This window comes from Caballeronia arationis (assembly GCF_001544975.2).
GTDB lineage: Bacteria > Pseudomonadota > Gammaproteobacteria > Burkholderiales > Burkholderiaceae > Caballeronia > Caballeronia arationis.
In genome coordinates, this window is record NZ_FCOG02000045.1 from 19710 (window position 1) to 40757 (window position 21048).

Below are 21048 nucleotides of genomic sequence, written 5' to 3' on the forward strand. Positions count from 1 at the left end.
CGGCTATAGCATGTTGAACGGGGTTTGTGGCCTCGTAATAATGACGCCCGTTCATAAGCATTCCTGTTCTTCTCATATAGACCCCGGAGCTTCCCATGACCGCAACCGTCGGCGGCGCGTCCGCGCTCGGCGATACCGCAGCACGGCAACTAGCCAATGCCACCAAGACCGTCCCGCAGCTTTCGACTATTACGCCTCGCTGGCTCACGCACCTGTTGCAATGGCTGCCGGTCGAGGCCGGTATCTATCGTCTGAACCAGGTGAAGAATCCCGAGGCGGTGCGTGCGTTGTGCACGCAGCGTGAAGACGAAAGCATACTGCCGCGCACGTTCGTGCCGTATGAAGAAGCGCCGCGCGAGTACTTCCTGAATGCGGTGAGCACGGTGCTCGACGTGCAGACGCGCGTAGCCGATCTCTACAGCAGCCCGCACGATCAGACGAAGGAGCAGTTGCGCCTGACCATCGAGACGATCAAGGAGTTGCAGGAAAGCCAGTTGATCAACAATCCCGACTATGGCCTGCTCGCGAATGTCGCCGAAGAACAGCGCGTGTTTCCGCTGACCGGCGCGCCGACGCCGGACGACCTCGACGAGTTGCTCACGAGGGTGTGGAAAGAGCCGGCGTTCTTTTTGACGCATCCGCTCGCGATCGCCGCGTTCGGCCGCGAATGCACGCGCCGTGGCGTGCCGCCGCCGACCGTGAGCCTGTTCGGCTCGCAGTTCATCACATGGCGTGGCATTCCGCTGATTCCGTCGGACAAGGTGCCGGTGGCGGACAACAAGACCAAGATTCTGCTCCTGCGCGTAGGCGACAAGCGTCAGGGCGTGGTCGGCCTGTATCAGCCGGGCGTGGCGGGCGAGCAGGGTCCGGGATTGTCGGTGCGCTTCATGGGCATCAACAATCACGCGATCGCGTCGTATCTGATCTCGCTGTATTGCTCGCTCGCCGTGCATTCACCGGATGCGCTGGCGGTTCTGGATGACGTGGAGATCGCCAAGTACCATGAGTATCCCGACACCTACCGATAATCCCGTGAGCGACGCCGGGCCGTGGCTGCCTCAAGCGGATGCGCCGGCCGGTTTGCCCGATGTGGCGACACTCGCGCGCCTCGCCAACGAGTTGTTTTCGAACGCGCCGGGCAGCGCGACGCCCGCGGCCGCGAGTCTCGGCAGCGGCGGCGGCGACTCGATTTCGGCGACGCTGCCGTACACTGCCCCTGTGACGAGCGTGGCGAGCAACCCTGCGCCGCCGGGCTCGCCGCTCGCGGGGCCGGGCGGCACGGGCACGGGCGTGCCGGGTGTCGCGATTCCCCAAGGCCACGTGCCCGGTGCGAATCTCGCGCCGTCCTCGCCGATCTACGTTTTGTCGCTCGGCAACCGCGCGCCCGCGCTCGCCCCGCACGCGATCTCGCACGACGGCGTGCCGGATCTCGCGCAGAGCGTAGCGCCCGCGCTGGAGCCGCGCTTCGGTGGTGCTGCGCTGGGCACGGAGCCCGTGGAGCTCGAACGTCCCTCGGCGCCGGGCGTGCCGAGCTCAGGCTATTACTTCCTGAACGAAGGCGGTCAGCCCGCGCATGCGCATCGGGAAGCGCTGAAGCCCGGACAAAGCGTCAGCGCTGAATCGTTCGGCCTTCCCGGCGACGACTTCCTGCGCTCGCTGTCCGGCGAACGGCACGGCGCGCCCGCGCCCGGCGGACTCGATCGCGCAGGCTCGTATTACTTTGCCGAAGACGAGCGCAAGCAGGCGTCTTATGCGAAGTCCGCGCATCCTCCGTTCGATGTCAACGCCGTTCGCCGCGACTTCCCTATCCTTCAGGAGCGCATCAACGGCCGCCAGCTCGTCTGGTTCGACAACGCTGCGACGACGCAGAAGCCGCAGGCGGTCATCGACCGGCTTGCGTATTTCTATGCGCACGAGAACTCGAACATCCACCGCGCGGCGCACACCATCGCCGGGCGTGCGACCGATGCCTACGAAGGCGCGCGAGAGACGGTGCGGCGCTTTCTCAACGCATCGTCGACGGAAGAGATCATCTTCGTGCGCGGCACGACCGAAGGCATCAACCTGGTCGCGAAGTCGTGGGGTGCGAAGAACGTGGGTGAGGGCGACGAGATCATCGTGTCGCATCTCGAACATCACGCGAACATCGTGCCGTGGCAGCAGCTCGCGGCGGAAAAGGGCGCGAAGCTGCGCGTGATTCCCGTCGACGACTCGGGTCAGGTCAGGCTCGACGAGTATCAGCGCATGCTCAACGGACGCACGAAGATCGTGTCGGTGACGCAGGTGTCGAACGCGCTCGGCACCGTCGTGCCGGTGCAGGAGATCGTCGCAATGGCGCATCGCGCGGGCGCGCGTACGCTCGTCGACGGCGCGCAGTCGGTGTCGCACATGCGGGTCGACGTGCAAAGTATCGATGCGGACTTCTTCGTGTTTTCGGGACACAAGATCTTCGGGCCGACGGGCATCGGCGCGGTGTACGGCAAGCGCGAAGTGCTGGAGGACATGCCGCCGTGGGAAGGCGGCGGCAACATGATCCAGGACGTTACCTTCGAGCGCACCGTGTTTCAGGGTCCGCCGAGCCGCTTCGAGGCAGGCACTGGCAATATCGCGGATGCGGTCGGCCTCGGCGCCGCGCTCGACTACGTGACGCGCATCGGCATCGAGAATATCGGGCGCTACGAGCATGATCTGCTCGCCTATGCCACCCACCTGCTGCGGCCGGTGCCCGGCGTGCGGCTCATCGGCACGGCAGATGACAAGGCGAGCGTGCTGTCGTTCGTGCTCAAGGGCTACCAGCCGGAAGAAGTCGGGCGAGCGCTCAACGAGGAAGGCATCGCGGTGCGGTCGGGGCATCATTGCGCTCAGCCGATCCTGGGGCGCTTCGGCGTCGAGGCGACAGTGCGGCCGTCGCTCGCGTTCTATAACACGTGCGATGAAGTGGACCGCATGATCTCGGTAGTGCGGCATCTGGCGGCGCGAAGGTGAAACGGCGCGGCGCATGAAAGCTCATGCGCCGCGTTTCTCACCGCAATGACAGAGGCATTCGCGCCCCTTACACCTTGCCGAGCACGCCAAGCCAGGCCTGCCCGATGACTTCGTGCGCAGCATCCGCATTGGGCGGATGAAACGCGCCGGCGCGCACGTCGCGATAAAGCCGTTCGAGCTCGTGATGACGCGATAGCGACGCTGCGCCCGCAATCTTCAGCGCGAGATTCACCACGCGCAATGCGCCATCGACCGCATGCTGCTTCGCCGCGAGCAGATGCGCGATCCACGGCTCGTCCTCGCCGTAGCCCGTCCACCAGCGCTGCGCCGCTCGTTCGACCAACGCCTCGATGCTCGCGAGCTCGATGGCCGCCTGCGCGACCGCCTGTTGGGTGAGCGGCTTATACGCGTAGGTCTTGCCGCCGATGGCGGCCGAACTGCGCTCTTTCGCCGATTCCACTGCCACGTCGAAGGCGCGTTTCGCGATGCCGTAATAGACCGCGCCGAGGCCCGGCAGCACGGCGCCCAGAATCCCATCGACGAAGGGATCGTCGGGAATGCCCGCAGGCAGCACGCGGATCACCCTTTCGCGCGGCGCGATCGCGCCTTCGAGCCACGTGTCGTCGCTGCGCGTCCCGCGCAGGCCGAGCGCATCCCACGTCTTCACCGTGCGATGTCCGCCTGAGTCGCGCTGAATGAACGCATGCACGATCTTCGGTGCCTGCGGATCGGTATCGTCGATGCCGTGCACGCCGAGCCAGTCCCATGCGGGCGCGAGCGAGGTGAAAATCTTGCGTCCGTCGAAGCGATAGCCGCCGTCCGCCGACGGCGTCGCCTTCACCGACGACCACGCGAGACCAAGATCGTTGCCCGGCTCGCCGTGGCCCGCGGCGAACACCTTGCCCGCGCCCGCTTCCTCGAGAATCCATTGCGCCGATTTGTCGCCGCGCCGATACAGATGCAGCGCCGCGCCGACCCAATACAGATGCATGTTCAGCGCGAGCGCCGTCGATGGCGCGCGGTACGCGAGCCGTGTTTGTTCGCGCAGCAGTTGCGGAAGGCTGAGGCCGAGGCCGCCGAACTCGACCGGCACACTCGCACGCAGAAAATCGGCCTCCTGCAGATCGCGCAAGTCCTCGGAGAAGAACTGGTTTTCCCGGTCGTAAGCGGCGGCGCGGCTGCCGATGGCATCGAGCAGGGCGTCCGACAGCAGACGGGTCGCGCCGGCGGCCGACGCGCTTACGGGTTCGAGTACGGCGCTCATCGAATCTCTCCTTTGTCCCGCGTCATGCCAAAGCCGAGAAATACTTCTCGTCCGGCACGACACCAGTGGCGATGAAAATGCGGTTCGTATGGTTGAACCACGACGCGGTCTCGATCGCTTCGAGGATGTCGGCGTCGTCGAGGCCGAGGCTGCGCAGGCGGTCGAAGTCCTTGGTGCTGATCGCGCGCGGCGACGTGGTGATGATTTCGGCGATTTCGGCGAGCGCGAGCTGGCGCGGCGACAGGTCCGCGAGGTGATAATCGAGCGCGATGCGGCGCGCCTGCACGCGGTCGCGCAACGCCTCGCCGAGCGCATGCGCGTGATGAATCGCGCACAGCCCGCAGCCGTTCGTGCGCGACACGATGACCGCGATCAACTCGCGCTCGTCGATCGGCAGCCGCCCATCCGTGGCGCTGAAGAGCTTCTCGAAGTATTGCGTGAAGCGGCGCGCCGTATCGGGATTCAGCGACAGCGCGCGGATCCAGTTGTCGCCGCCGTGCTGCTCGATCAGTTGCCGGAGGTCGCCGCTCAACGTGTCGAGTTCCGGAACGTCGAGCCGGCCGGTCACATGCGCCTCCGTGCTCAGGACTTCTGCCATGTCGCATTCCTCGCCTGAAGGGGTGAAGAGAAGCTGCAGCCCATTATGCGCAGCGCTCGCGCCGGCGATCCAATATCGATTTGCGATTTGCAATTCATCCAGCGCGATGTCGCTGAACATCGATTAGCTTATGAGAAATCGATCATTCCGCGCACCGGCGCGTGCGCTAACTTGGAGGTCCGAACCTTGGCGTCAGGAGAACCACACAATGTCCACGCTCGCACCGTCCGATCCGTTCGCCGAACATCTGAATGCACACGATGCCGATGCGCAAAGGGAACCGCTCTCGCGCTTCGGCGTGCCCGACGAGACGCGCCTGCCGCCGCATGTCGCGTCGATCCACGCGAAATTTCGCCGCCAGTATGGCTTCGTGCCGAACTGGCTTGCGGCACACTCGGTCAATCCCGATACCGCCTATCGGCTCGTCACGTTCTACGAGCATCTGTTCGATCCGCACCGCAGCCATCTGACTGCCGCGGAGCGGGAACTGATCGCGGTGGTCACATCGGCTGCGAACGAGTGCAGCTACTGCGTGTTCAACCACACGCAGGCGCTCGCGAACGTACTGGGCGATACGGTGCGCGCGCAGCGCATCGCACAGGGCTTTCGTCATGTGCGCCTGTCGGTGAAGGAGGCTGCGCTCGCGGAAATCTCGGAGCGTCTCACGCGCGAGCCGGGCGGCATTCGCGAGGAAGATCTTCAATCGCTGCGCTCGATCGGCTTCACGCAGCAAGCCGTCACCGAGGTGCTGGAGATATCGGCGTTCTTCAATTACGCCAATCGGTTGACGATCGCGCTGAACGTGGTGCCGGACGATCAGTTTTTTGCTGGCAGGGATCTCAGGCGCGCGTGAAGCCGGGTGCCCGTTTCAGCGCGTTCTTGCAAGTTGCAGTACCTTGGCGCGATCCGCCACTCGTTCATCAACCGACGCGATGCCACACGCCCGACAACTCCACCTCGGCGCGTTCAACACGCCATGGACGCGTTGAAGCGCAGTCATAGCGCGACATCTTTCGAGCCCGTTCACGCTGCTTTCCGATCACGAGAATGACGGCGAGAATGCCTTCGCTCTCGGCGGCGGACACATCGTCGATTTGCGTCGTGAAATTCGAATTTACGAAGATGCCCTTGCGGCCCGTTTCCGGATGCGCGCGCACGACCGGATGCAAGGCCCGGTGAAACCTCTTGCCGGTATCGTCGATGCCGCGCACGCGGTTGCGTTGCCGATAGGTCGGATCGCCGTCGTGCGTAGCGGTCAGTCCTCCGGACTTTTGCGCGCGACCACGAATGCGGACGATGCCGCTATTGGGCCGACGAGCGTGCATTGCTGGAACAGCGTATCGCCGGGCTTGCATCGTTCGGCTCGGCGTACGGCGGGAGCGTGGGCGAAAGCCGGCTGTGCCTGCGCCACGACCGTCTGACGGCCTGCAATACATTGCAGAAAAGCTTCGTTGTGGAACCGTTCCCGGAGGCCTAGGTTTGAAGCAATCGGCCAGCCGCCCCGGACACGGCCTGAATCTGCACGGAGCGAAACCATGAGCGATGTCGTGGTCGAACAATCAGTCGAAGTCGAGGCCGCACTCAACTATCTCGTGCCGACGGGCGTCAAGCCGACCGCGTACGCTTACGATCCGCCGCCCGGCGTGCCGCGCCGCACCGGTGAATATCGCACGCACGCGGTGACGATTTCGAATGCGCGGCTGCGGCCGCCGCCGGGCGGTCTGTCGCTCGACAGAAACGGTTTCGAGCTGCATCGCGAGGCGAGCACACTGTCCGATTTCTCGGACGATGCCGCCATTCGTTCGGTTTACTATGCGCAATCCGAGCGACTGCTGAAGCAGTGGACCGGCGCGAAGCGCGTCGTCATCTTCGATCACACGCTGCGCGACGGCAGTGCTGCGCGCGCGAACGGTGTAAGGGAGCCGGTGCATCTGATCCACAACGATCAGACCTTCGTTTCGGGGCCGCGCCGCGTGCGCGATCATCTTCCCGCCGACGAAGCCACGCGACTGCTGCAAGGGCGCTTCGCAATCGTCAACCTGTGGCGGCCGGTGGCCGAGGTGGTCGAGTCCTCGCCGCTCGCGCTGTGCGACTCGCGCAGCATCGATGGGCGCGATATTGTCGCGCAGGACTTCATCTATCCGACGATGACCGGCGAAACCTATGCCTTCGTCCACAATCCGCGGCATCGCTGGTACTACTTTCCGCTGATGTCGCCCGACGAGGCGCTGCTCATCAAGATTTATGACTCGGCGGGCGATGGCATCGCGCGTCTCACCGCGCACACCGCCTTCGACGATCCGGCTTCGCCGCCCGACGCGCGGCCGCGCCGCAGCATCGAACTGCGCACCTTGCTGTTCTTCTGAAGCCCACGCGGTGAACGCTGCTGGACCCGGGGCTTGTCCTCGCGCGCTCCAAATGCCGATATGGCAATTCCTTATCGATAGAAATTGGATCGCCGTGAGCGCGCCCGGCATTAGCATGAGCATCCTTCCTACTCTGCCTTACGGTTCATTCAAGCGATGTCCAAACTTCCCCGCTTCGGCGTCTGGGCGCTCGTGCATGGCAGCCGCGCGGCGCTGCAGGATCCCGCGGAGCCTTACGACGCCTCGTGGACGCGCAACAAGGCGCTCGTGCTAGAGGCCGAACGCCTCGGGTACGACTCCGTGCTTGTCGCCCAGCATACGATCAATCCGCACGATCCCTCGCTCGATCAGCTTGAAGCGTGGACAGCGTCGGCGGCACTGGCGGCGCTCACCTCGCGCATCGAGATCATCACCGCCATCAAGCCTTATCTCTATCATCCGGTCGTGCTCGCGAAGATGGCGCAGCAGATCGAGCACATCAGCGGCGGGCGCTTCGCGATCAACCTCGTGAACGCGTGGAATCGTCCGGAGCTCGAACGCGCGGGCATCGGCTTTGCCGAGCATGACGAGCGCTATGTGTATGGCCGTGAGTGGATCTCGGTCGTCGAGGCCTTGCTGCGCGGCGAAGCCGTCAGGCATCGCGGCGATCACTTCCGTATCGATGACTATCAGCTGCGTCCCGCCGATCCGTTTCGCGCGCGTCCGCGCATCTATGTCGGCGGCGAATCGGAGCCGGCGCGCTCGCTCGTGGCGGCGCATGGCGACGTGTGGTTCATCAACGGCCAGCCGCACGACGACGTGGCCGCCCTGATCGCCGATGTCGCCGCCCGCGCGCGTCCGGCCGCGCGCGAGGCCTTGCGCTTCGGCCTGTCGGCTTTTGTGATCGCACGCGAAACGCAGGATGAAGCGCGTGCTCATCTCGGACATCTCTTCGCGCTGGCGGAACTCGACAAGCCGCTGCGCGAACAGCAGGAGGCCAATACCGATCCGAAGGCGGTGATGCACCAGACCTTCGCGCGCTCGGCGCGGGTCGGGTCGAACGGCGGTACGGCTGCGGATCTCGTCGGCGATTACGATACGGTCGCGCGGCGTATCGTGGACTTTCATCGGGCAGGCATCGAACTGTTCATGCTGCAGTTCCAGCCGTTCGAGGCCGACATGGGCCGTTTCGCGCAGGAGGTAATGCCGCGCGTGCGCCGTCTGCTGGGCAGCTGAGCACGCGCGTCACATCGGCGTTCGAAGGTCCGCTCGCCGCTGCAGCCGCGCGCGAGCGGACACGTTACGCACTTTCAGAAGAACGCGCCCGTGGGCGGCAGTTGCCCAGTCAGCAGGTGTTGCCCGAGGAGACGCTCCTTGTAGAGTCGCGGATTGTGCGAGGCGATCACCTTGATGTTGCGCCAGTGCCGGTCCAGCGCGCCGACGCGTGAGACGACCGAGCCCGAGCCGAGATCGATCAGCCAGCTCGCGATCTGCGGGGCGAGATCGTCGATCACGACTTTGGCTTCGGAGGCTGCGAGGGTGGCGGCGAGCGTGGTCTCGTATTCGTCGCGCGTGCCGTGGGCATCCCATACGCGTTGCAAGGCGCCGACCGCGCGGTCCGCAGTCGCCTCGACGCTCGCCGCGTACGCGCGAATACGGCCGAGCAGCGATTGCAGCACGGGTTCATCGGCGGGATGGGCGGCTTCGCCGTGATAGAAGTTGCGCCCGCGCGCGCGCAGCACGTCCACGGCGTCCAGCGCCACCCGCCGCACGATGCCCGCGATGCAGTTGGTCAGATAGACCTGATGGAAGGTGTAGCCCCAGGGCGCCGCTTCGTCGGACCTCGGCGGGTCCGTCGGGTAGAGATGCGCGGCAGGCACCGTTACGTCGCGAAAACGCGCCGTGCCCGAGCCTGTCAGACGCTGGCCGAAACCTTGCCAGTCATCGTCATCGCTTATGCCCTCGCCGCGATCGAGCACGTATTGCACCGTGCGGCCATGCGGCTCTCCACGGCGAGGCCGATGAACGCGTCGTTGTACAGATTGCCCGTCGCGTACACCTTGTCGCCCGAGCCGACGTAGACATCGCGAGACGCGTCCCATTGGAGCCGGCTCAGCACCTTGGTCGGGCGCGCACCGGCCGCCGTCACTTCGCTTTCGACGAAGCTCAGACCGATGGTCTTCTTCTGCCCGGCGAGTTCCAGCACGCGCGCATGAAAGGGATGCTCGCGCCGTCTGAGCGCAGCTTCCACTTGCCACAGATGATTGCGGAACGCATGGGCGATGTTCGAATCCGCCGCGGCCACATCGCGCGCCACGAGGAGCAATTCGCGCAGCGACACGCCCCTCCCGCCTGCATCGGCGGGAAGACGCAGCGCGCCGAAGCCGAGCGCCTTGAGACTTGCGATCTCCTCATACGGGAGGCGATGCGCTCGTTCGCGCTCCGCGGCGGTCGCGGCGACCTCGTCGATGATCTGCGCGAAACCGAGGGTTGCCGACAGTGGCGACACGAGCGCGGGCCCGGCGCTCGCGAGGTGGGTGAACTCAGACATGATCTCGCGTTTCCTCGAATCAGACCTTGATGGTGTAATCCGCGACCTTGATGCGCGAATTGATGATCTTGCGTTCCGCGAGCCAGTCGGCGGCGCGTTGAAACTGCGCGATGAAAGCAGCGTCGCCGGGCTCGTGGAACTGATTCACGCGCTTGAGGCTCGAGAGATAGTCGCGCACCTGGTCCGGATACTTGCCTTCGCGTTGCACGAGAAGCTCGGCGTCGGCGGAATGCGCGGACTGCCAGGCGCCTTCGACGTAGTACGCATCGATCACCGCGCGGACCAGCTCGGAGTTCTCTTCGGTGAACTTCCGACGCGTCACGAGCGAGCTGTAGTCGATCAGGAAATCCAGATCGCGGCCTTCGTTGAAGATTTCCTTCGCGTCATTCGAGAAGCGCGAGATGTCCACGCCCGGCGACCACATCGACCAAGCTTCGACCTTGCCTTGCGCGAAAGCCGGCGCGGCATCGGGCGGATTCAGATAGATGAACTGGACCTGGTCGCGATCGACGCGATGCTTTTCCAGCGCCGCGATAAGCAGGAATTCGCCGAGCCCCGAACGGTTGACGGCGACCTTGCGGCCCGCCAGATCGGCAACCGAATTGATGCCGCTCGACTTCTTCGCGATGATGGCCGTCGAGCGGGGTGAATAGATGTCGAACGCGTTGAAGACGATCGGCGAGCCGGCGAGCATGGCGGCCAGCGCGGGTGTCGTCGATCCCCAGAAGCCGAAGTCGGCGCTGCCGCCGACCACGGCCTGAATCGAGGGCGCATGGTTCGGAAAGGGGCCGATCCATTCGACGTTGATGCCTTTGGCGGCGAGCGTCTTCTCGAACACTCCGCGTTGTTTGGCGATGTCGGGCAGGCTGCCGTAGCCCCAGCCGAGGCGCACCGTGTCGGTTTTGCGCGTGAGCTTGCGCGGCTCGGCCGCCTGCGCGAGGAAAAGTCCGCTGGCGGCTACGCCGGCCAGCAGGCCACCCGCCGCGCGTAACAAGTGGCGACGGGTCAGCGAAGAATCAGTCATCCTTTGAGGTCCTTCTGGTTGTGCGGGAAAGAAGTCGGTGTGACCGGACGCCCAGTTCCGCGAGCAGGGTGGGCCGCAGTGCCTGCGGCGCGTGGTCTTTGGGCTGGAAGGCAGCCGCGATGCGTCCGGCGCGCATCACGAGAATCCTGTCTGCGAGTGTGAGCGCTTCGTCGACGTCATGCGTCACGATCAGCACGCCGGGTTGATGGAGCGCGATGAGTTCCTTGACGAGGCCGTGCATCCTGATGCGAGTGAGTGCATCGAGCGCCGCGAACGGCTCGTCGAGCAGCAGCAGCGCGGGATCGTGAATGAGTGCCCGCGCCAACGCCACCCGCTGCGCTTGACCGCCCGACAGATTGCGTGGCCAGTCGTCCTCACGGCCGGCGAGTCCGACTTCGGCCAGCGCGCGCGCCGCGCCGTGGCGGCCGACCGTGTTTTCGTGACCGAGCGCGACGTTTTGCCATAACGTCTCCCAAGGCAGTAGGCGAGGCTCCTGGAACACGACGGAAGGGCGCTCCGGCGCGCGTATCTTTCCCGCGTCGCGCAAATCGAGCCTCGCCAGCGCGCGCAGCAGCGTGGTCTTGCCGCATCCGCTTTCACCCAGCAGCGCGACGAATTCGCCCTTGTGGATGTCGAGGTCTAGCGCATCGATGACGACACGGCTGCCGTAGCGCCGTTGCAGTCCACGCACCGATACGGCGGGTGCCAATGGGCTGACGCGCGCGTCGGTGCGCGATTCGGCCGCCTCATCGCGGGGCGGGGCGATGCTCTGCGTCACTTGCGCGCTCCTTTGGCATAGTTCGCGTGCCACGAAAGGAAGCGGGCTTCGAGCAGGCGCACGAGCGCGTCCGCGACGACGCCGATGATCGCGTAGATGATCACGGTAAGCAGGATGACGTTCGTGTTCAAGAATTCGCGGGCATCCATTGCGAGAAAGCCGATGCCCTTCGTCGTCGCGAGCGTCTCTGCGATGACCAGTGCGAGCCACACGTGGGCGAGCGCATAGCGCACGCCTGTCAGAATGGAAGGCATTGCGCCGGGGAGAATGATTCGCCGCACGATCGCGATTCGGTCCATGCCGATCACGCGGGCGAGTTCCATCAGCTTCGGATCGATCTGCCGGATGCGAGCATGGTGTTGATGTAGATCGGGAAGAGCACAGCGAGCGCAACCAGGAAAATCTTCGCGACTTCGCCGACGCCGAGCCAGACGATCACGAGCGGCAGCATAGCCAGAAAGGGAATCGCGCGCACCATCTGGATCGAGCGGTCGAATAGCGCCTGCGCAAGCGGCGAGAAGCCGACGACGACGCCCAATGCGAGCCCGATGATTCCACCGATGATGAAGCCTCCCGCAGCACGCAGCAGCGAGACGCCGAGATGAACGAAGAGCTCGCCGTTTCTTCCGAGGTTCACGGCGGTTTCGAAGACGCTGCTCGGGGCCGGGAGCACCTGCGGCGCGATCAGCCCGATGCGCGACGCGGCTTCCCATAACAGTATGACGATCGCGGGGATGGCCCATGAGAGCCATCGATAGAGCACGACTCTCGAAATGCCTGCACGGGACGCATGCGCAGCCACATAGCTGTTGCGGGTTGAAGTCAGGTCAGCCATTTCATTTCCGTAGCATCCTTGAAGAATAGGCGCTCCGATGAAGAGCGGAAGCGCCGCATCGCCGCGCGGCGGGAGCGCGTGGCCGGTGCAGAAAGACGTCATCGCCCAAATGTGCCCGAAGCGTCGAGCAGACACTCCGCGATCACTCGCCGCTTCGATGCGCCACCGCGTTACATGGCAATCGAAAATTTTGCGCGAGTCGCGAAGACGAGCGCTTTATTAAAAGCTGCAAGGTAGCGCGACGACAAACGTTTTATTGTTCTTTGCTTTTTCAGTCTTGACGCCCGGCGATCATGTATGTCGGCAAGCTCGATGTGCTGCTGTCGGACGAGCCCTTCGTCGCACTCCAGGCTCAAACGCGCGACGCCTCGCAGGACGACCTGCTGCGCATCGGGAAGAGCACCGGCACGATGGTCATCCTCGTCAGGCATTCGATCGACGAGGCCATCTATCTGGGGCAGGGCGTGTTCGAGAGCTCGGCGCACGGCGTGGCGTCCTCGCGGATCTTTTCGCTGGTACCGAGCTGGGAATCGCCATCTTGCGATGCTCGTCACGCGTGCGTCCGTCGATGAGCGCGAGCGGACAGCCGCCGCGTTCCGCGCGCCATCGCTGCAACTGTTCGGCGCTCACGCTCGGCGTTCCGTAATCGTGCTCGACCAGTTCGCTGAATGTCTTCGACGGCACGTTGACGCCGCGAAACAGTGTGAAGCCGAGCGATCGTCACAACCATAGATGGCCGATGCCGCCCGTTTTTCAGCGAGCGTACTTTCTATAGCACATGAGATTCGTTCCCTGCGAGGCGCACTTTTTTTATGCTGGCAAATCCCGAGTTCTCTCCACGTGCCGAGGCATCGATGTGAATGTTCCGTTGAACCGCTTCCTTCTTTTGCTGGTGTTCTTCTTCGCGTCCCGCCGCCTGCTGAATCCGGCAACGCGGGCGATGGGACGGCACCCGAGATAAACCGGCAGCGTTTCATCATCTGGGACGAACTGCGTTCACACGCGGCTCGCGGGTGTTCTTTGCTTATCGAAAACGATGCTATGGGTATCGCAAATACTTGTTTGGCGCTTCGCTGGCGGCCCGGTAAATTGTGCGACCGTTCCCTGATCTCATCGACTTTCGTGACCAACGCCCTCGCTACCGATCCCGCCACGCTCGCTGACACAGCGCGCCAGCCATTCGACATTCGAGCCTTCGATGCGCCGCTTGGCGCCGAAGTCATCGGGCTGGAACTGAGCCGTCCGCTATCCGCTGAAGATTTCGCGCGCATTCACCGGGCTCATCTCGACTATCACGTGCTGGTGTTTCGCGACCAGCGCATCACTCCCGCTGAGCAGGTCGAATTCAGCCGGCGTTTCGGGCCGTTGCAGATCCACGTGCTGCATCAGTTCAGTCTGGCGCAGAATCCCGAAGTGCTGATCGTCTCGAACATCACGGAGAACGGCAAGCCGATCGGCCTCGGTGATGCCGGTCACTTCTGGCATTCGGATCTCTCATACAAGGAGAAGCCGAGTCTCGGTTCGATGCTGCATGCGCAGGAACTGCCGTCCGAAGGCGGCGACACGCTGTTCGCCAACATGCACGCCGCGTACGATGCGCTGCCCGCGCATCTGCGCGACGCCACCGAAGGATTGCGCGCCGAGCATACCTATCTCGCGCGCTATGCCGAATTGCAAAAGCGCAGTCCGTGGCGGCCGAATCTCACGCCCGAGCAGATCGCGCAGGTGAAGCCCGTCGTGCATCCGGTGGTGCGCACGCATCCTGAAACGGGCCGGCGCGCGCTCTTCGTGAGCGAGCATTTCACGACACGCATCGTCGGGCTGCCCGAAGATGAAAGTCGCGCGTTGCTCGACGAGCTTTTCGCGCACAGCGTGAAGCCCGAGTTCGTCTATCGGCATCGGTGGGCCGAGCGCGACATGGTGTTCTGGGATAACCGCTCGCTCATGCATCTCGCCGCCGGCACGCCGGATCATCTGAGGCGCAAGCTTTATCGCACGACGATCGAAGGCGACACGCCGTTCTGAGTCTTTCACTTTTTTTCGGAGTCTTCATGCGTGTTTTCAGGCGCGGTGCGCCCCTTCGCGTCGTTTCGCGGCGTGCGTTCGTGGCGTGCTGCATCGCTGCTTTCGGCATCGGCACCGTATCGTTGCCGACGACGGCGCACGCCGAAGGACAGATCCGCGTCTCCGAGCAGTTCGGTGTCGTGTATCTGCTGCTGAACGTCGCGCGCGACCAGCAGTTCATCGAGAAGGAAGGCCGCAAGCAGGGCATCGACATCAAGGTCGACTGGGTGAAGATGTCGGGTGGTTCGGCCGTGAACGACGCACTGTTGTCCGGCTCGGTGGATATCGCGGGCGCGGGCGTCGGCCCGCTCCTGACCATCTGGGACCGCACGCACGGCCGCCAGAACGTGAAGGGCGTGGCGTCGCTCGGCAACCTGCCGTACTACCTCGTCAGCAACGATGCGAAGGTGAAGACGATCGCCGACTTCACTGAAAAGGACCGCATCGCGGTGCCATCGGTGGGTGTGTCGGTGCAGTCGCGGATTTTGCAGTACGCCGCCGCGAAGCAGTGGGGCGACAAGCAGTTCGACCGGCTCGACAAGTACACGCAGGCCGTGCCGCATCCGGACGCGTCCGCCGCGATCATCGCGGGCGGCACGGAAATTACGGGGCACTTCGGCAATCCGCCGTTTCAGGAGCAGGAACTCGCCGGCAACCCGAAGGCGCATATCGTCCTGAGTTCGTACGACGTGCTCGGCGGGCCGAGTTCCGCCACGGTGCTTTACGCGACCGAGAAATTTCGCGACGGCAATCCGAAAACCTATCGCGCGTTCGTCGATGCGATGGCCGATGCCGCGAAGTTCGTTACCGCCGATCCGCAGGCCGCCGCCGATATCTACATCCGTGTGAACAACGCAAAGACCGACCGCGCGCTGCTCATCAAGGTGATCTCGAACCCGCAGGCGCAATTTAGGATCGCACCGCAGAACACCTTCGGCCTAGCGCAGTTCATGTATCGCGTCGGCGCGATCAAGCATGAACCGGCATCGTGGAAAGACTATTTCTTCGACGACCCCGCCACCGCCGGCGGCAGTTGACAGCAGGAGAGACGTGATGGCACCCAATCCCGCAAGCGTATTTAACGCGGATGCCCGGCAAGACGCGCAGCCGATCACGAGCGACAAGCTCGTTTCGGTGATTCACGTCAGTCTGGAGTATCGGACCGCGCAGCGAATCGTGCGCGCGACCCACGACATGAGCTTCGATGTCTACGGCAGCGACCGTTTCGTGTTGCTCGGACCGTCGGGCTGCGGCAAGTCCACCTTGCTCAAGGCCATCGCCGGGTTCATCGAACCGGTCGCAGGCGAGATTACGCTCGATGGCGCGCGGGTGCGCGGGCCGGGCGCGGATCGCATCGTCGTGTTTCAGGAGTTCGATCAGTTGCCGCCGTGGAAGACCGTGCTGCAGAACGTGGCTTTTCCGCTGCGTGTCGCGAAGAAGCTGTCTCGCGCGCAGGCGCGGGAGCGCGCGCTGCACTATCTCGACAAGGTCGGCCTCGCCTCTTTCGCGGACGCCTATCCGCACACCTTGTCGGGAGGCATGAAGCAGCGCGTGGCGATCGCGCGCGCGCTCGCCATGCAGCCGCGCGTGCTGCTGATGGACGAGCCATTCGCCGCGCTCGATGCGCTTACGCGCCGCCGCATGCAGGAAGAACTGCTGAAGCTTTGGGCCGACGAACGCTTCACGTTGCTGTTCGTCACGCATTCGATCGAGGAGGCGCTGATCGTCGGCAATCGCGTGCTGCTTCTGTCACCGCATCCGGGACGGGTACGCGCCGAACTCAACAGTCATCCCTATACCCGGGACGGCGCTTCGCGCGTGGATTTCCAGCGCGGCGTCGAGCGCATCCATCATCTGCTGTTCGATACCGACGAGCCCTCCGCATGACGCCTCAATCCTCCGCCGATCGCATCGTGCCGCCTGTGCGCGACGAATACATCCATGCGCTCAGCGCTTCTGTCGAGATCGAGCCGGATGCGCCGCTGCCACTCGCGCGCCGCATCTTCGCCAAGACCTGGATCGACCGTGTGCTGATCGCGATCGTATTGATCCTCGCATGGGAAGCCGCCGCCCGCGCGCTCGACAACGACCTGCTCCTGCCGAGTTTCAGCGCGACGCTGGCAGCGTTCGTGCAGGGCCTGCTGTCGGGCGAGTTGCTGCAGAAGACCGCGGTGTCGATGTCCGTGCTGCTGCGTGGTTATCTGCTCGGCGCGGCGTGTGCGTTCGTGCTGACGTCGCTCGCGGTTTCCACGCGCGTGGGCCGTTCATTGCTTTCGATGCTGACCGCGATGTTCAATCCGCTGCCATCGATCGCGCTCCTGCCGCTCGCTCTGCTGTGGTTCGGACTGGGCACGGGCAGTCTTCTGTTCGTGCTGGTGCATGCGGTGCTGTGGCCGCTCGCGCTGAACACTTACTCCGGTTTTCAGTCGGTCGCACCGACGCTGCGCATGACCGGGCGAAACTACGGGCTGACGGGACTGCGCCACGTGCTGCTGATCCTTGTGCCCGCCGCACTGCCGTCGATCCTCGCGGGCCTGCGCGTGGGCTGGGCTTTCGCGTGGCGCACGCTGATCGCGGCCGAACTCGTGTTCGGCGCCAGTTCGGGCAAGGGCGGCCTCGGCTGGTACATCTTCCAGAACCGCAACGAGCTTTATACGGATCGCGTATTCGCGGGACTGGCCGCGGTCATCGTCATCGGGCTTCTGGTCGAACATCTCGTGTTCGATACGGTCGAACGCCTCACGGTCCGTAAATGGGGTGTGCAGGTCTGAACGCGACAGCCCGCGCGCATATCGTATCGCGCCATATGCGTAGCGCTTAATCTTGGTTCTCGCGCGACGAAGGCCTCGGTACATTCAGTCTCTTGCCAGCATCAGTCGACGGGAGACTCATTGTGAATGCAGCCGTCATCGCCGGCGAAACCGCCGAAGCACCCATCGAAATCACCCCGCTCTCGGCGCATACCGGCGCGCAGATCGGCGGGGTCGATCTGACGCGGCCCCTTTCTCCAGGCCAGATTCGGGCCATCCGCGCCGCGCTGCTCGAATGGCGCGTCTTGTTCTTTCGGGAACAGTTCCTGAGCCATGAGCAGCACGTCGCCTTCTCCGCGCAGTTCGGCGAACTGACGGTGGGGCATCCCGTGTTCGGGCATGTCGACGGGCATCCCGAGATCTATTCGATATCCAAGTTCCGCAAGGCGACGCGCTTCGAAGGGCAGGCGCTGCTGCGACCCTGGACCGGCTGGCACACCGACGTTACCGCCGCAGTCAATCCGCCTCACGCATCGATCCTGCGCGGCGTGACGATTCCGCCCTTTGGCGGCGACACGCAATGGACCAATCTCGTCGTAGCCTACGAGAAGCTCTCCGCGCCCTTGCGCGCGTTCGTGGACGGCCTGCGCGGCGTGCATCGCTTCGCGCCGCCGCAGGGCGCGAGCGCCACGCAATCCTTTTCGAAAGCGGTTGATACGACCACGCTGGCGAGCGAGCATCCGCTCGTGCGCGTGCATCCCGATACGGGAGAGCGGGCGCTCTATGTCAGTCCGGGCTTCCTGAAGCACATCGTCGGGCTCGCGCCGCGCGAGAGTCAGGTGCTGCTCGAACTGCTATGGGAGCACCTCGTGCGGCCCGAGTTCACGGTGCGCTTCAAATGGGAACCGGGCAGTGTCGCGTTCTGGGACAACCGTACGACCGCTCATCTCGCGCCGACGGATATCTTCGATCTCGACTTCGATCGCCAGTTGTATCGCACGACGCTCGTGGGCGACGTTCCGGTGGGACCCGATGGCGGGAAGTCCGTGGCGCTGGAGGGCTCGCCGGTGGGCGTGGCGGCGGCGACCGCGCTGAACTGACCAGAACACGCCCGCGGTCGACCCTACATCGAGCGCGGGCTTCGGCAGGATCTGCGTCTCGAAGCCGCCGAGCCCCGCCCACATCGCCGGCACCGGCGACGAGAAGTGGAACACGGCAGTGTGCGGGCCGGGCATATCGACGGCGGTGATCCGGGTGAAGGTGGGCGCGCGATCGGATGCACCTTCTTCGACACTTCCATGATGGAGTACTGCACGTCCGCCGAGGTGAACGGCGTGCCGTCGTGCCACTTCACGTCGTCACGCAAGTTGAACGTAATGGTGCGGCGATCCGCGGATTAGGTCCACGATCTGGCGAGCTGCGGTACTGGCTTGAAGTGCTCGTCATACGTGATCAGGCCGTCGAACAGATTGCTCGACACGACGTTGGTCGGATTCGCGGGCGTCGAGCCCCGCCGGTTCAGGCAACGTGTTGGCGACGAGCACGGTGAGACTGGTGTCGGCAAATGCAGCCGGCTGCATGGCCCGGGCGAAATCGGCGAGCAGGGCGGCGCCTGCAAAAGCGCTACTTTTGACGCGGAATTCTCAGCGGCTCGACATTGGCGGGAAAAGAAACGTTGCGGCCGAAGCGGTGCCGGCCTTAAGAACTAAGCATGCTAGAGCGTATCGATTCGCGTGAGCAACGTATGAGAACTGCGAAGGCCATCAGCTTCGTCGTGGAATGCTCTTCACCTCCCGATGAGGGAACTAAGCACGTTTAGTTTGTTTGAACGAGCGGGCCGCGGAGCAAGAATCGGGCAGCGGTGCGTTGACGCTCGTGCCTCGCCCGATCCTCCTTTCATGCCGTTCTCTCTCATTCCGATCCTATGAACGCGTCCTCTTCGCATCACCGGCCGCGCGTGGCCGGCCCCAAGGTTCTCGCCGCGTGCGCGGCAGTCGCGCTGGCGCTGCTCGGCGGCTGCAAGCCCTCGCAGGAGTCGGGACAGGCTTCGACGGCGGCGAACGCGCAGTCGGGGCGTCTGGAAATCACGTACTTCAAGTATCCCGACAACCCGGCCTTCGACCTCGTCTATCTCGCGGACAAGCTCGGCTATTTCGATGGCACCAGCACGCGCCCGAGATACGTCGGCAAGGTCTCGGCACCGCAAATCATTCCGCTCGTCGGCACTGGAGAGATCGACTTCGGCACGCGCATGGTGCCGCTCGTGATCTCGGCGATCGCCAGCGGAGCGGATATCAAGGTGGTGTCCGCGGGTGGCGTGACGCTGCCCGACGCGCCGCACATGAAGTACTTCACGCGCAAGGATTCGGGCATTCGCGGCCCGAAAGACTTCGAAGGCAAGACCGTGGCGTTCAACAGCTTCGGCGCGTGCGCGGAGTTCGTGACGAAGAAATATCTCTCGCAGAACGGCGTGGACGTGTCGAAAGTGAACTGGCTCGTGGTGCCCGACAACCAGTCGCAGCAGGCGCTCGCAACCAGGAACGTGGATATTGCGATCATCCATCCGCCCTTTTCCGGCGCGGCCGAAGCCGATCCGCAGTTGCACAAGCTCTGGAGCGACTGGGACGAGGATCGCGGACTCGGCGGGATGGCGCCGTACAGCGTGAACGGTGCGTTCGCGCGCGCGCATCCGCAGGCGGTGAAGGATTTCGTATCGGCGATCGCGCGGGCGGGCAACTGGGTCAACGCGCATCCGGACGAAGCGCGCAAGCTCACGGCGGAGCGGCTCGGCATCGACGAAAAGCTGGTCGAGCGTTACGCCTACGTGAAGGACCTCGTGGTGACGGAGCCGCCGATCCAGTACTACATCGAGATCCTGGAGCAGGCCGGTAAGATTCCGAAGGGCAAAGTTGCCGTCAAGGACGTCTATACCAACGAATACAATCCGTACGCGACACAGTCCACGGCCGGCACGGCCGTGCCGCTGAAAGGCAACCCTTCATGAGCGCGCGTGACAAGATCGTCGCACGGGATCTTTCGCTCACCTACGCCAACGAAGCGACCGGCGCCAGCCACACTGTGCTGCACGGCTTCGATCTGAGCGTGCGCGAAGGCGAATTCCTTGCGCTGCTCGGGCCGAGCGGCTGCGGCAAGTCCACTTTTCTCAACGTGCTCGCGGGCCTCGCGCCGCAGACTTCCGGCGAACTCACCGTGGACGACGAACCGGTCGGCGCGGCGCGCCGCAAGCTTGGCTTCGTGTTTCAGGGCTATGCGCTGTTCCCGTGGCGGACGGTGCGCAAGAACGTCGAGACGGGGCTCGAAATTCGCGGCATGAAGCGCGCGCAGCGCCGCAGCGAAGCGGAGCGCTTTCTGCGTCTCGTCGGCCTGCTCGATTTCGCGGATCACTACCCGCATCAGCTTTCCGGCGGCATGCGGCAGCGCGTGGCGATCGCGCGCGTGCTCGCCTACGGCCCCGAGATCCTGTTGATGGACGAACCCTTCGGTGCACTCGATGCGCAGACCCGCGAGACGCTCCAGCAGGAGCTCCTCGGCATCTGGGAACAGAGCGCGAAGACGGTGGTGTTCGTCACGCACAGCATCGACGAGGCGATTTTTCTGGCCGATCGCGTCGCCATCATGGGACGCGGGCCGGGGCGCGTGAAGGAGATTCTCGACGTCGATCTGCCGCGTCCTCGCGCCGCATCGATCCGGCACAGCCCCGAGTTCCCCGCGTTGCGTCAGCGTGCATGGACGAGCCTCGGTCTCGAACTCGGCGGCGGTCCGGCGAATCTGGTCGAACACGAAGCCGAATCATTGACGGGGGCATGAAGTGTCCAAGCAAGAGAGCGTTCGCA

Annotated in this window: 20 protein-coding genes and 2 pseudogenes; 14 read left to right on the top strand and 8 right to left on the bottom strand. The window is 64.2% G+C overall.

What is annotated here, in order from left to right; all coding sequences use genetic code 11:
• The first annotated feature begins 95 nt into the window (after nt 1–95).
• Both AWB81_RS23865 and AWB81_RS23870 read left to right on the top strand, forming a co-directional pair.
• A complete protein-coding gene (locus tag AWB81_RS23865) occupies nt 96–1028 on the top strand; it encodes a family 2A encapsulin nanocompartment shell protein (RefSeq protein ID WP_062639020.1) in 933 nt (310 codons plus the stop codon).
• On the top strand, nt 1003–2985 hold the full coding sequence (locus AWB81_RS23870) for a family 2A encapsulin nanocompartment cargo protein cysteine desulfurase (protein ID WP_062639021.1): 1983 nt from the start codon (nt 1003–1005) through the stop codon (nt 2983–2985). Before AWB81_RS23865 ends, AWB81_RS23870 begins: the two co-directional genes overlap by 26 nt.
• A 67-nt stretch (nt 2986–3052) precedes the next feature.
• Here AWB81_RS23870 and AWB81_RS23875 read toward each other — a convergent pair whose 3' ends face one another.
• Nucleotides 3053–4249 (bottom strand): acyl-CoA dehydrogenase family protein, encoded by a 1197-nt coding sequence (locus AWB81_RS23875; protein ID WP_062639022.1) that lies wholly within the window; start codon nt 4247–4249, stop codon nt 3053–3055.
• Between the two features lie 22 nt (nt 4250–4271).
• Nucleotides 4272–4847 carry a peroxidase-related enzyme gene (locus AWB81_RS23880; protein ID WP_062639046.1) on the bottom strand — a complete coding sequence of 192 codons (576 nt, stop codon included), beginning with the start codon at nt 4845–4847 and terminating at the stop codon, nt 4272–4274.
• 208 nt (nt 4848–5055) lie between these two features.
• On the opposite strand from AWB81_RS23880, the gene AWB81_RS23885 reads away from it, so the two are divergent.
• Nucleotides 5056–5700 (top strand): peroxidase-related enzyme, encoded by a 645-nt coding sequence (locus tag AWB81_RS23885; RefSeq protein WP_062639023.1) that lies wholly within the window; start codon nt 5056–5058, stop codon nt 5698–5700.
• 67 nt (nt 5701–5767) lie between these two features.
• Here the strand turns inward: AWB81_RS23885 and AWB81_RS23890 are convergent, their stop codons facing one another.
• A complete protein-coding gene (locus tag AWB81_RS23890; protein ID WP_062639024.1) occupies nt 5768–6172 on the bottom strand; it encodes a TauD/TfdA dioxygenase family protein in 405 nt (134 codons plus the stop codon).
• Here AWB81_RS23890 and AWB81_RS46455 point away from each other — a divergent pair.
• The 3 genes from AWB81_RS46455 (at nt 6172) to AWB81_RS23900 (ending at nt 8428) form a co-directional block, all read left to right on the top strand.
• Nucleotides 6172–6324, top strand: coding sequence for a hypothetical protein (locus AWB81_RS46455; RefSeq protein ID WP_200822541.1), 153 nt, complete (start codon nt 6172–6174; stop codon nt 6322–6324). The two genes, AWB81_RS23890 and AWB81_RS46455, sit on opposite strands and share 1 nt — an antisense overlap.
• 58 nt (nt 6325–6382) lie before the next feature.
• Nucleotides 6383–7213 (top strand): CmcJ/NvfI family oxidoreductase, encoded by an 831-nt coding sequence (locus AWB81_RS23895; RefSeq protein ID WP_062639025.1) that lies wholly within the window; start codon nt 6383–6385, stop codon nt 7211–7213.
• A 156-nt stretch (nt 7214–7369) separates the two neighbouring features.
• Entirely contained in the window at nt 7370–8428 is a 1059-nt protein-coding gene (locus AWB81_RS23900; RefSeq protein WP_062639026.1) for an LLM class flavin-dependent oxidoreductase, read from the top strand.
• Between the two features lie 74 nt (nt 8429–8502).
• Here the strand turns inward: AWB81_RS23900 and AWB81_RS23905 are convergent.
• From AWB81_RS23905 to AWB81_RS23920, 4 genes and pseudogenes are all read right to left on the bottom strand, one after another.
• Nucleotides 8503–9743 (bottom strand): annotated as a pseudogene (locus AWB81_RS23905) (acyl-CoA dehydrogenase family protein).
• Nucleotides 9744–9762: 19 nt separating this feature from the next.
• Nucleotides 9763–10767 (bottom strand): NrtA/SsuA/CpmA family ABC transporter substrate-binding protein, encoded by a 1005-nt coding sequence (locus tag AWB81_RS23910; RefSeq protein WP_062639027.1) that lies wholly within the window; start codon nt 10765–10767, stop codon nt 9763–9765.
• Entirely contained in the window at nt 10760–11545 is a 786-nt protein-coding gene (locus tag AWB81_RS23915; RefSeq protein ID WP_062639028.1) for an ABC transporter ATP-binding protein, read from the bottom strand. Before AWB81_RS23915 ends, AWB81_RS23910 begins: the two co-directional genes overlap by 8 nt.
• A pseudogene (locus AWB81_RS23920) lies at nt 11542–12380 on the bottom strand (ABC transporter permease subunit). The gene AWB81_RS23915 and the pseudogene AWB81_RS23920 overlap by 4 nt, the downstream one beginning before the upstream one ends.
• A gap of 293 nt (nt 12381–12673) precedes the next feature.
• Here AWB81_RS23920 and AWB81_RS46935 point away from each other — a divergent pair.
• The 6 genes from AWB81_RS46935 (at nt 12674) to AWB81_RS23950 (ending at nt 18294) form a co-directional block, all read left to right on the top strand.
• Nucleotides 12674–12952: a hypothetical protein gene (locus tag AWB81_RS46935; protein ID WP_062639029.1), complete on the top strand. Its 279-nt coding sequence runs from the start codon at nt 12674–12676 to the stop codon at nt 12950–12952.
• 550 nt (nt 12953–13502) lie between these two features.
• Complete coding sequence (locus AWB81_RS23930) at nt 13503–14405, top strand: TauD/TfdA dioxygenase family protein (protein WP_062639047.1); 903 nt, start codon at nt 13503–13505, stop codon at nt 14403–14405.
• A 26-nt stretch (nt 14406–14431) separates the two neighbouring features.
• Nucleotides 14432–15481 carry an ABC transporter substrate-binding protein gene (locus AWB81_RS23935; RefSeq protein ID WP_062639030.1) on the top strand — a complete coding sequence of 350 codons (1050 nt, stop codon included), beginning with the start codon at nt 14432–14434 and terminating at the stop codon, nt 15479–15481.
• Between the two features lie 16 nt (nt 15482–15497).
• Nucleotides 15498–16331 carry an ABC transporter ATP-binding protein gene (locus AWB81_RS23940; RefSeq protein ID WP_062639031.1) on the top strand — a complete coding sequence of 278 codons (834 nt, stop codon included), beginning with the start codon at nt 15498–15500 and terminating at the stop codon, nt 16329–16331.
• Nucleotides 16328–17215 carry an ABC transporter permease gene (locus AWB81_RS23945; RefSeq protein WP_062639032.1) on the top strand — a complete coding sequence of 296 codons (888 nt, stop codon included), beginning with the start codon at nt 16328–16330 and terminating at the stop codon, nt 17213–17215. The genes AWB81_RS23940 and AWB81_RS23945 overlap by 4 nt, the downstream gene beginning before the upstream one ends.
• A 122-nt stretch (nt 17216–17337) precedes the next feature.
• On the top strand, nt 17338–18294 hold the full coding sequence (locus AWB81_RS23950; protein ID WP_062639033.1) for a TauD/TfdA dioxygenase family protein: 957 nt from the start codon (nt 17338–17340) through the stop codon (nt 18292–18294).
• A 23-nt stretch (nt 18295–18317) separates the two neighbouring features.
• Here AWB81_RS23950 and AWB81_RS46945 read toward each other — a convergent pair whose 3' ends face one another.
• Nucleotides 18318–18548, bottom strand: coding sequence for a hypothetical protein (locus AWB81_RS46945; RefSeq protein WP_235025889.1), 231 nt, complete (start codon nt 18546–18548; stop codon nt 18318–18320).
• A gap of 570 nt (nt 18549–19118) precedes the next feature.
• On the opposite strand from AWB81_RS46945, the gene AWB81_RS23960 reads away from it, so the two are divergent.
• Both AWB81_RS23960 and AWB81_RS23965 read left to right on the top strand, forming a co-directional pair.
• Nucleotides 19119–20198 (top strand): ABC transporter substrate-binding protein, encoded by a 1080-nt coding sequence (locus tag AWB81_RS23960; RefSeq protein ID WP_087135164.1) that lies wholly within the window; start codon nt 19119–19121, stop codon nt 20196–20198.
• Nucleotides 20195–21022, top strand: coding sequence for an ABC transporter ATP-binding protein (locus tag AWB81_RS23965; RefSeq protein ID WP_062639035.1), 828 nt, complete (start codon nt 20195–20197; stop codon nt 21020–21022). The genes AWB81_RS23960 and AWB81_RS23965 overlap by 4 nt, the downstream gene beginning before the upstream one ends.
• The last annotated feature ends 26 nt before the right edge of the window (nt 21023–21048 follow it).

Bases quoted from the DNA above. Each gene is read 5' to 3' on its own strand.
- AWB81_RS23865 (WP_062639020.1), top strand. From the start codon at position 96: ATGACCGCAACCGTCGGCGGCGCGTCCGCGCTCGGCGATACCGCAGCA.
- AWB81_RS23870 (WP_062639021.1), top strand. From the start codon at position 1,003: ATGAGTATCCCGACACCTACCGATAATCCCGTGAGCGACGCCGGGCCG.
- AWB81_RS23875 (WP_062639022.1), bottom strand. From the start codon at position 4,249: ATGAGCGCCGTACTCGAACCCGTAAGCGCGTCGGCCGCCGGCGCGACC.
- AWB81_RS23880 (WP_062639046.1), bottom strand. From the start codon at position 4,847: ATGGCAGAAGTCCTGAGCACGGAGGCGCATGTGACCGGCCGGCTCGAC.
- AWB81_RS23885 (WP_062639023.1), top strand. From the start codon at position 5,056: ATGTCCACGCTCGCACCGTCCGATCCGTTCGCCGAACATCTGAATGCA.
- AWB81_RS23890 (WP_062639024.1), bottom strand. From the start codon at position 6,172: ATGCACGCTCGTCGGCCCAATAGCGGCATCGTCCGCATTCGTGGTCGC.
- AWB81_RS23895 (WP_062639025.1), top strand. From the start codon at position 6,383: ATGAGCGATGTCGTGGTCGAACAATCAGTCGAAGTCGAGGCCGCACTC.
- AWB81_RS23900 (WP_062639026.1), top strand. From the start codon at position 7,370: ATGTCCAAACTTCCCCGCTTCGGCGTCTGGGCGCTCGTGCATGGCAGC.
- AWB81_RS23910 (WP_062639027.1), bottom strand. From the start codon at position 10,767: ATGACTGATTCTTCGCTGACCCGTCGCCACTTGTTACGCGCGGCGGGT.
- AWB81_RS46935 (WP_062639029.1), top strand. From the start codon at position 12,674: ATGTATGTCGGCAAGCTCGATGTGCTGCTGTCGGACGAGCCCTTCGTC.
- AWB81_RS23935 (WP_062639030.1), top strand. From the start codon at position 14,432: ATGCGTGTTTTCAGGCGCGGTGCGCCCCTTCGCGTCGTTTCGCGGCGT.
- AWB81_RS23940 (WP_062639031.1), top strand. From the start codon at position 15,498: ATGGCACCCAATCCCGCAAGCGTATTTAACGCGGATGCCCGGCAAGAC.
- AWB81_RS23945 (WP_062639032.1), top strand. From the start codon at position 16,328: ATGACGCCTCAATCCTCCGCCGATCGCATCGTGCCGCCTGTGCGCGAC.
- AWB81_RS23960 (WP_087135164.1), top strand. From the start codon at position 19,119: ATGAACGCGTCCTCTTCGCATCACCGGCCGCGCGTGGCCGGCCCCAAG.
- AWB81_RS23965 (WP_062639035.1), top strand. From the start codon at position 20,195: ATGAGCGCGCGTGACAAGATCGTCGCACGGGATCTTTCGCTCACCTAC.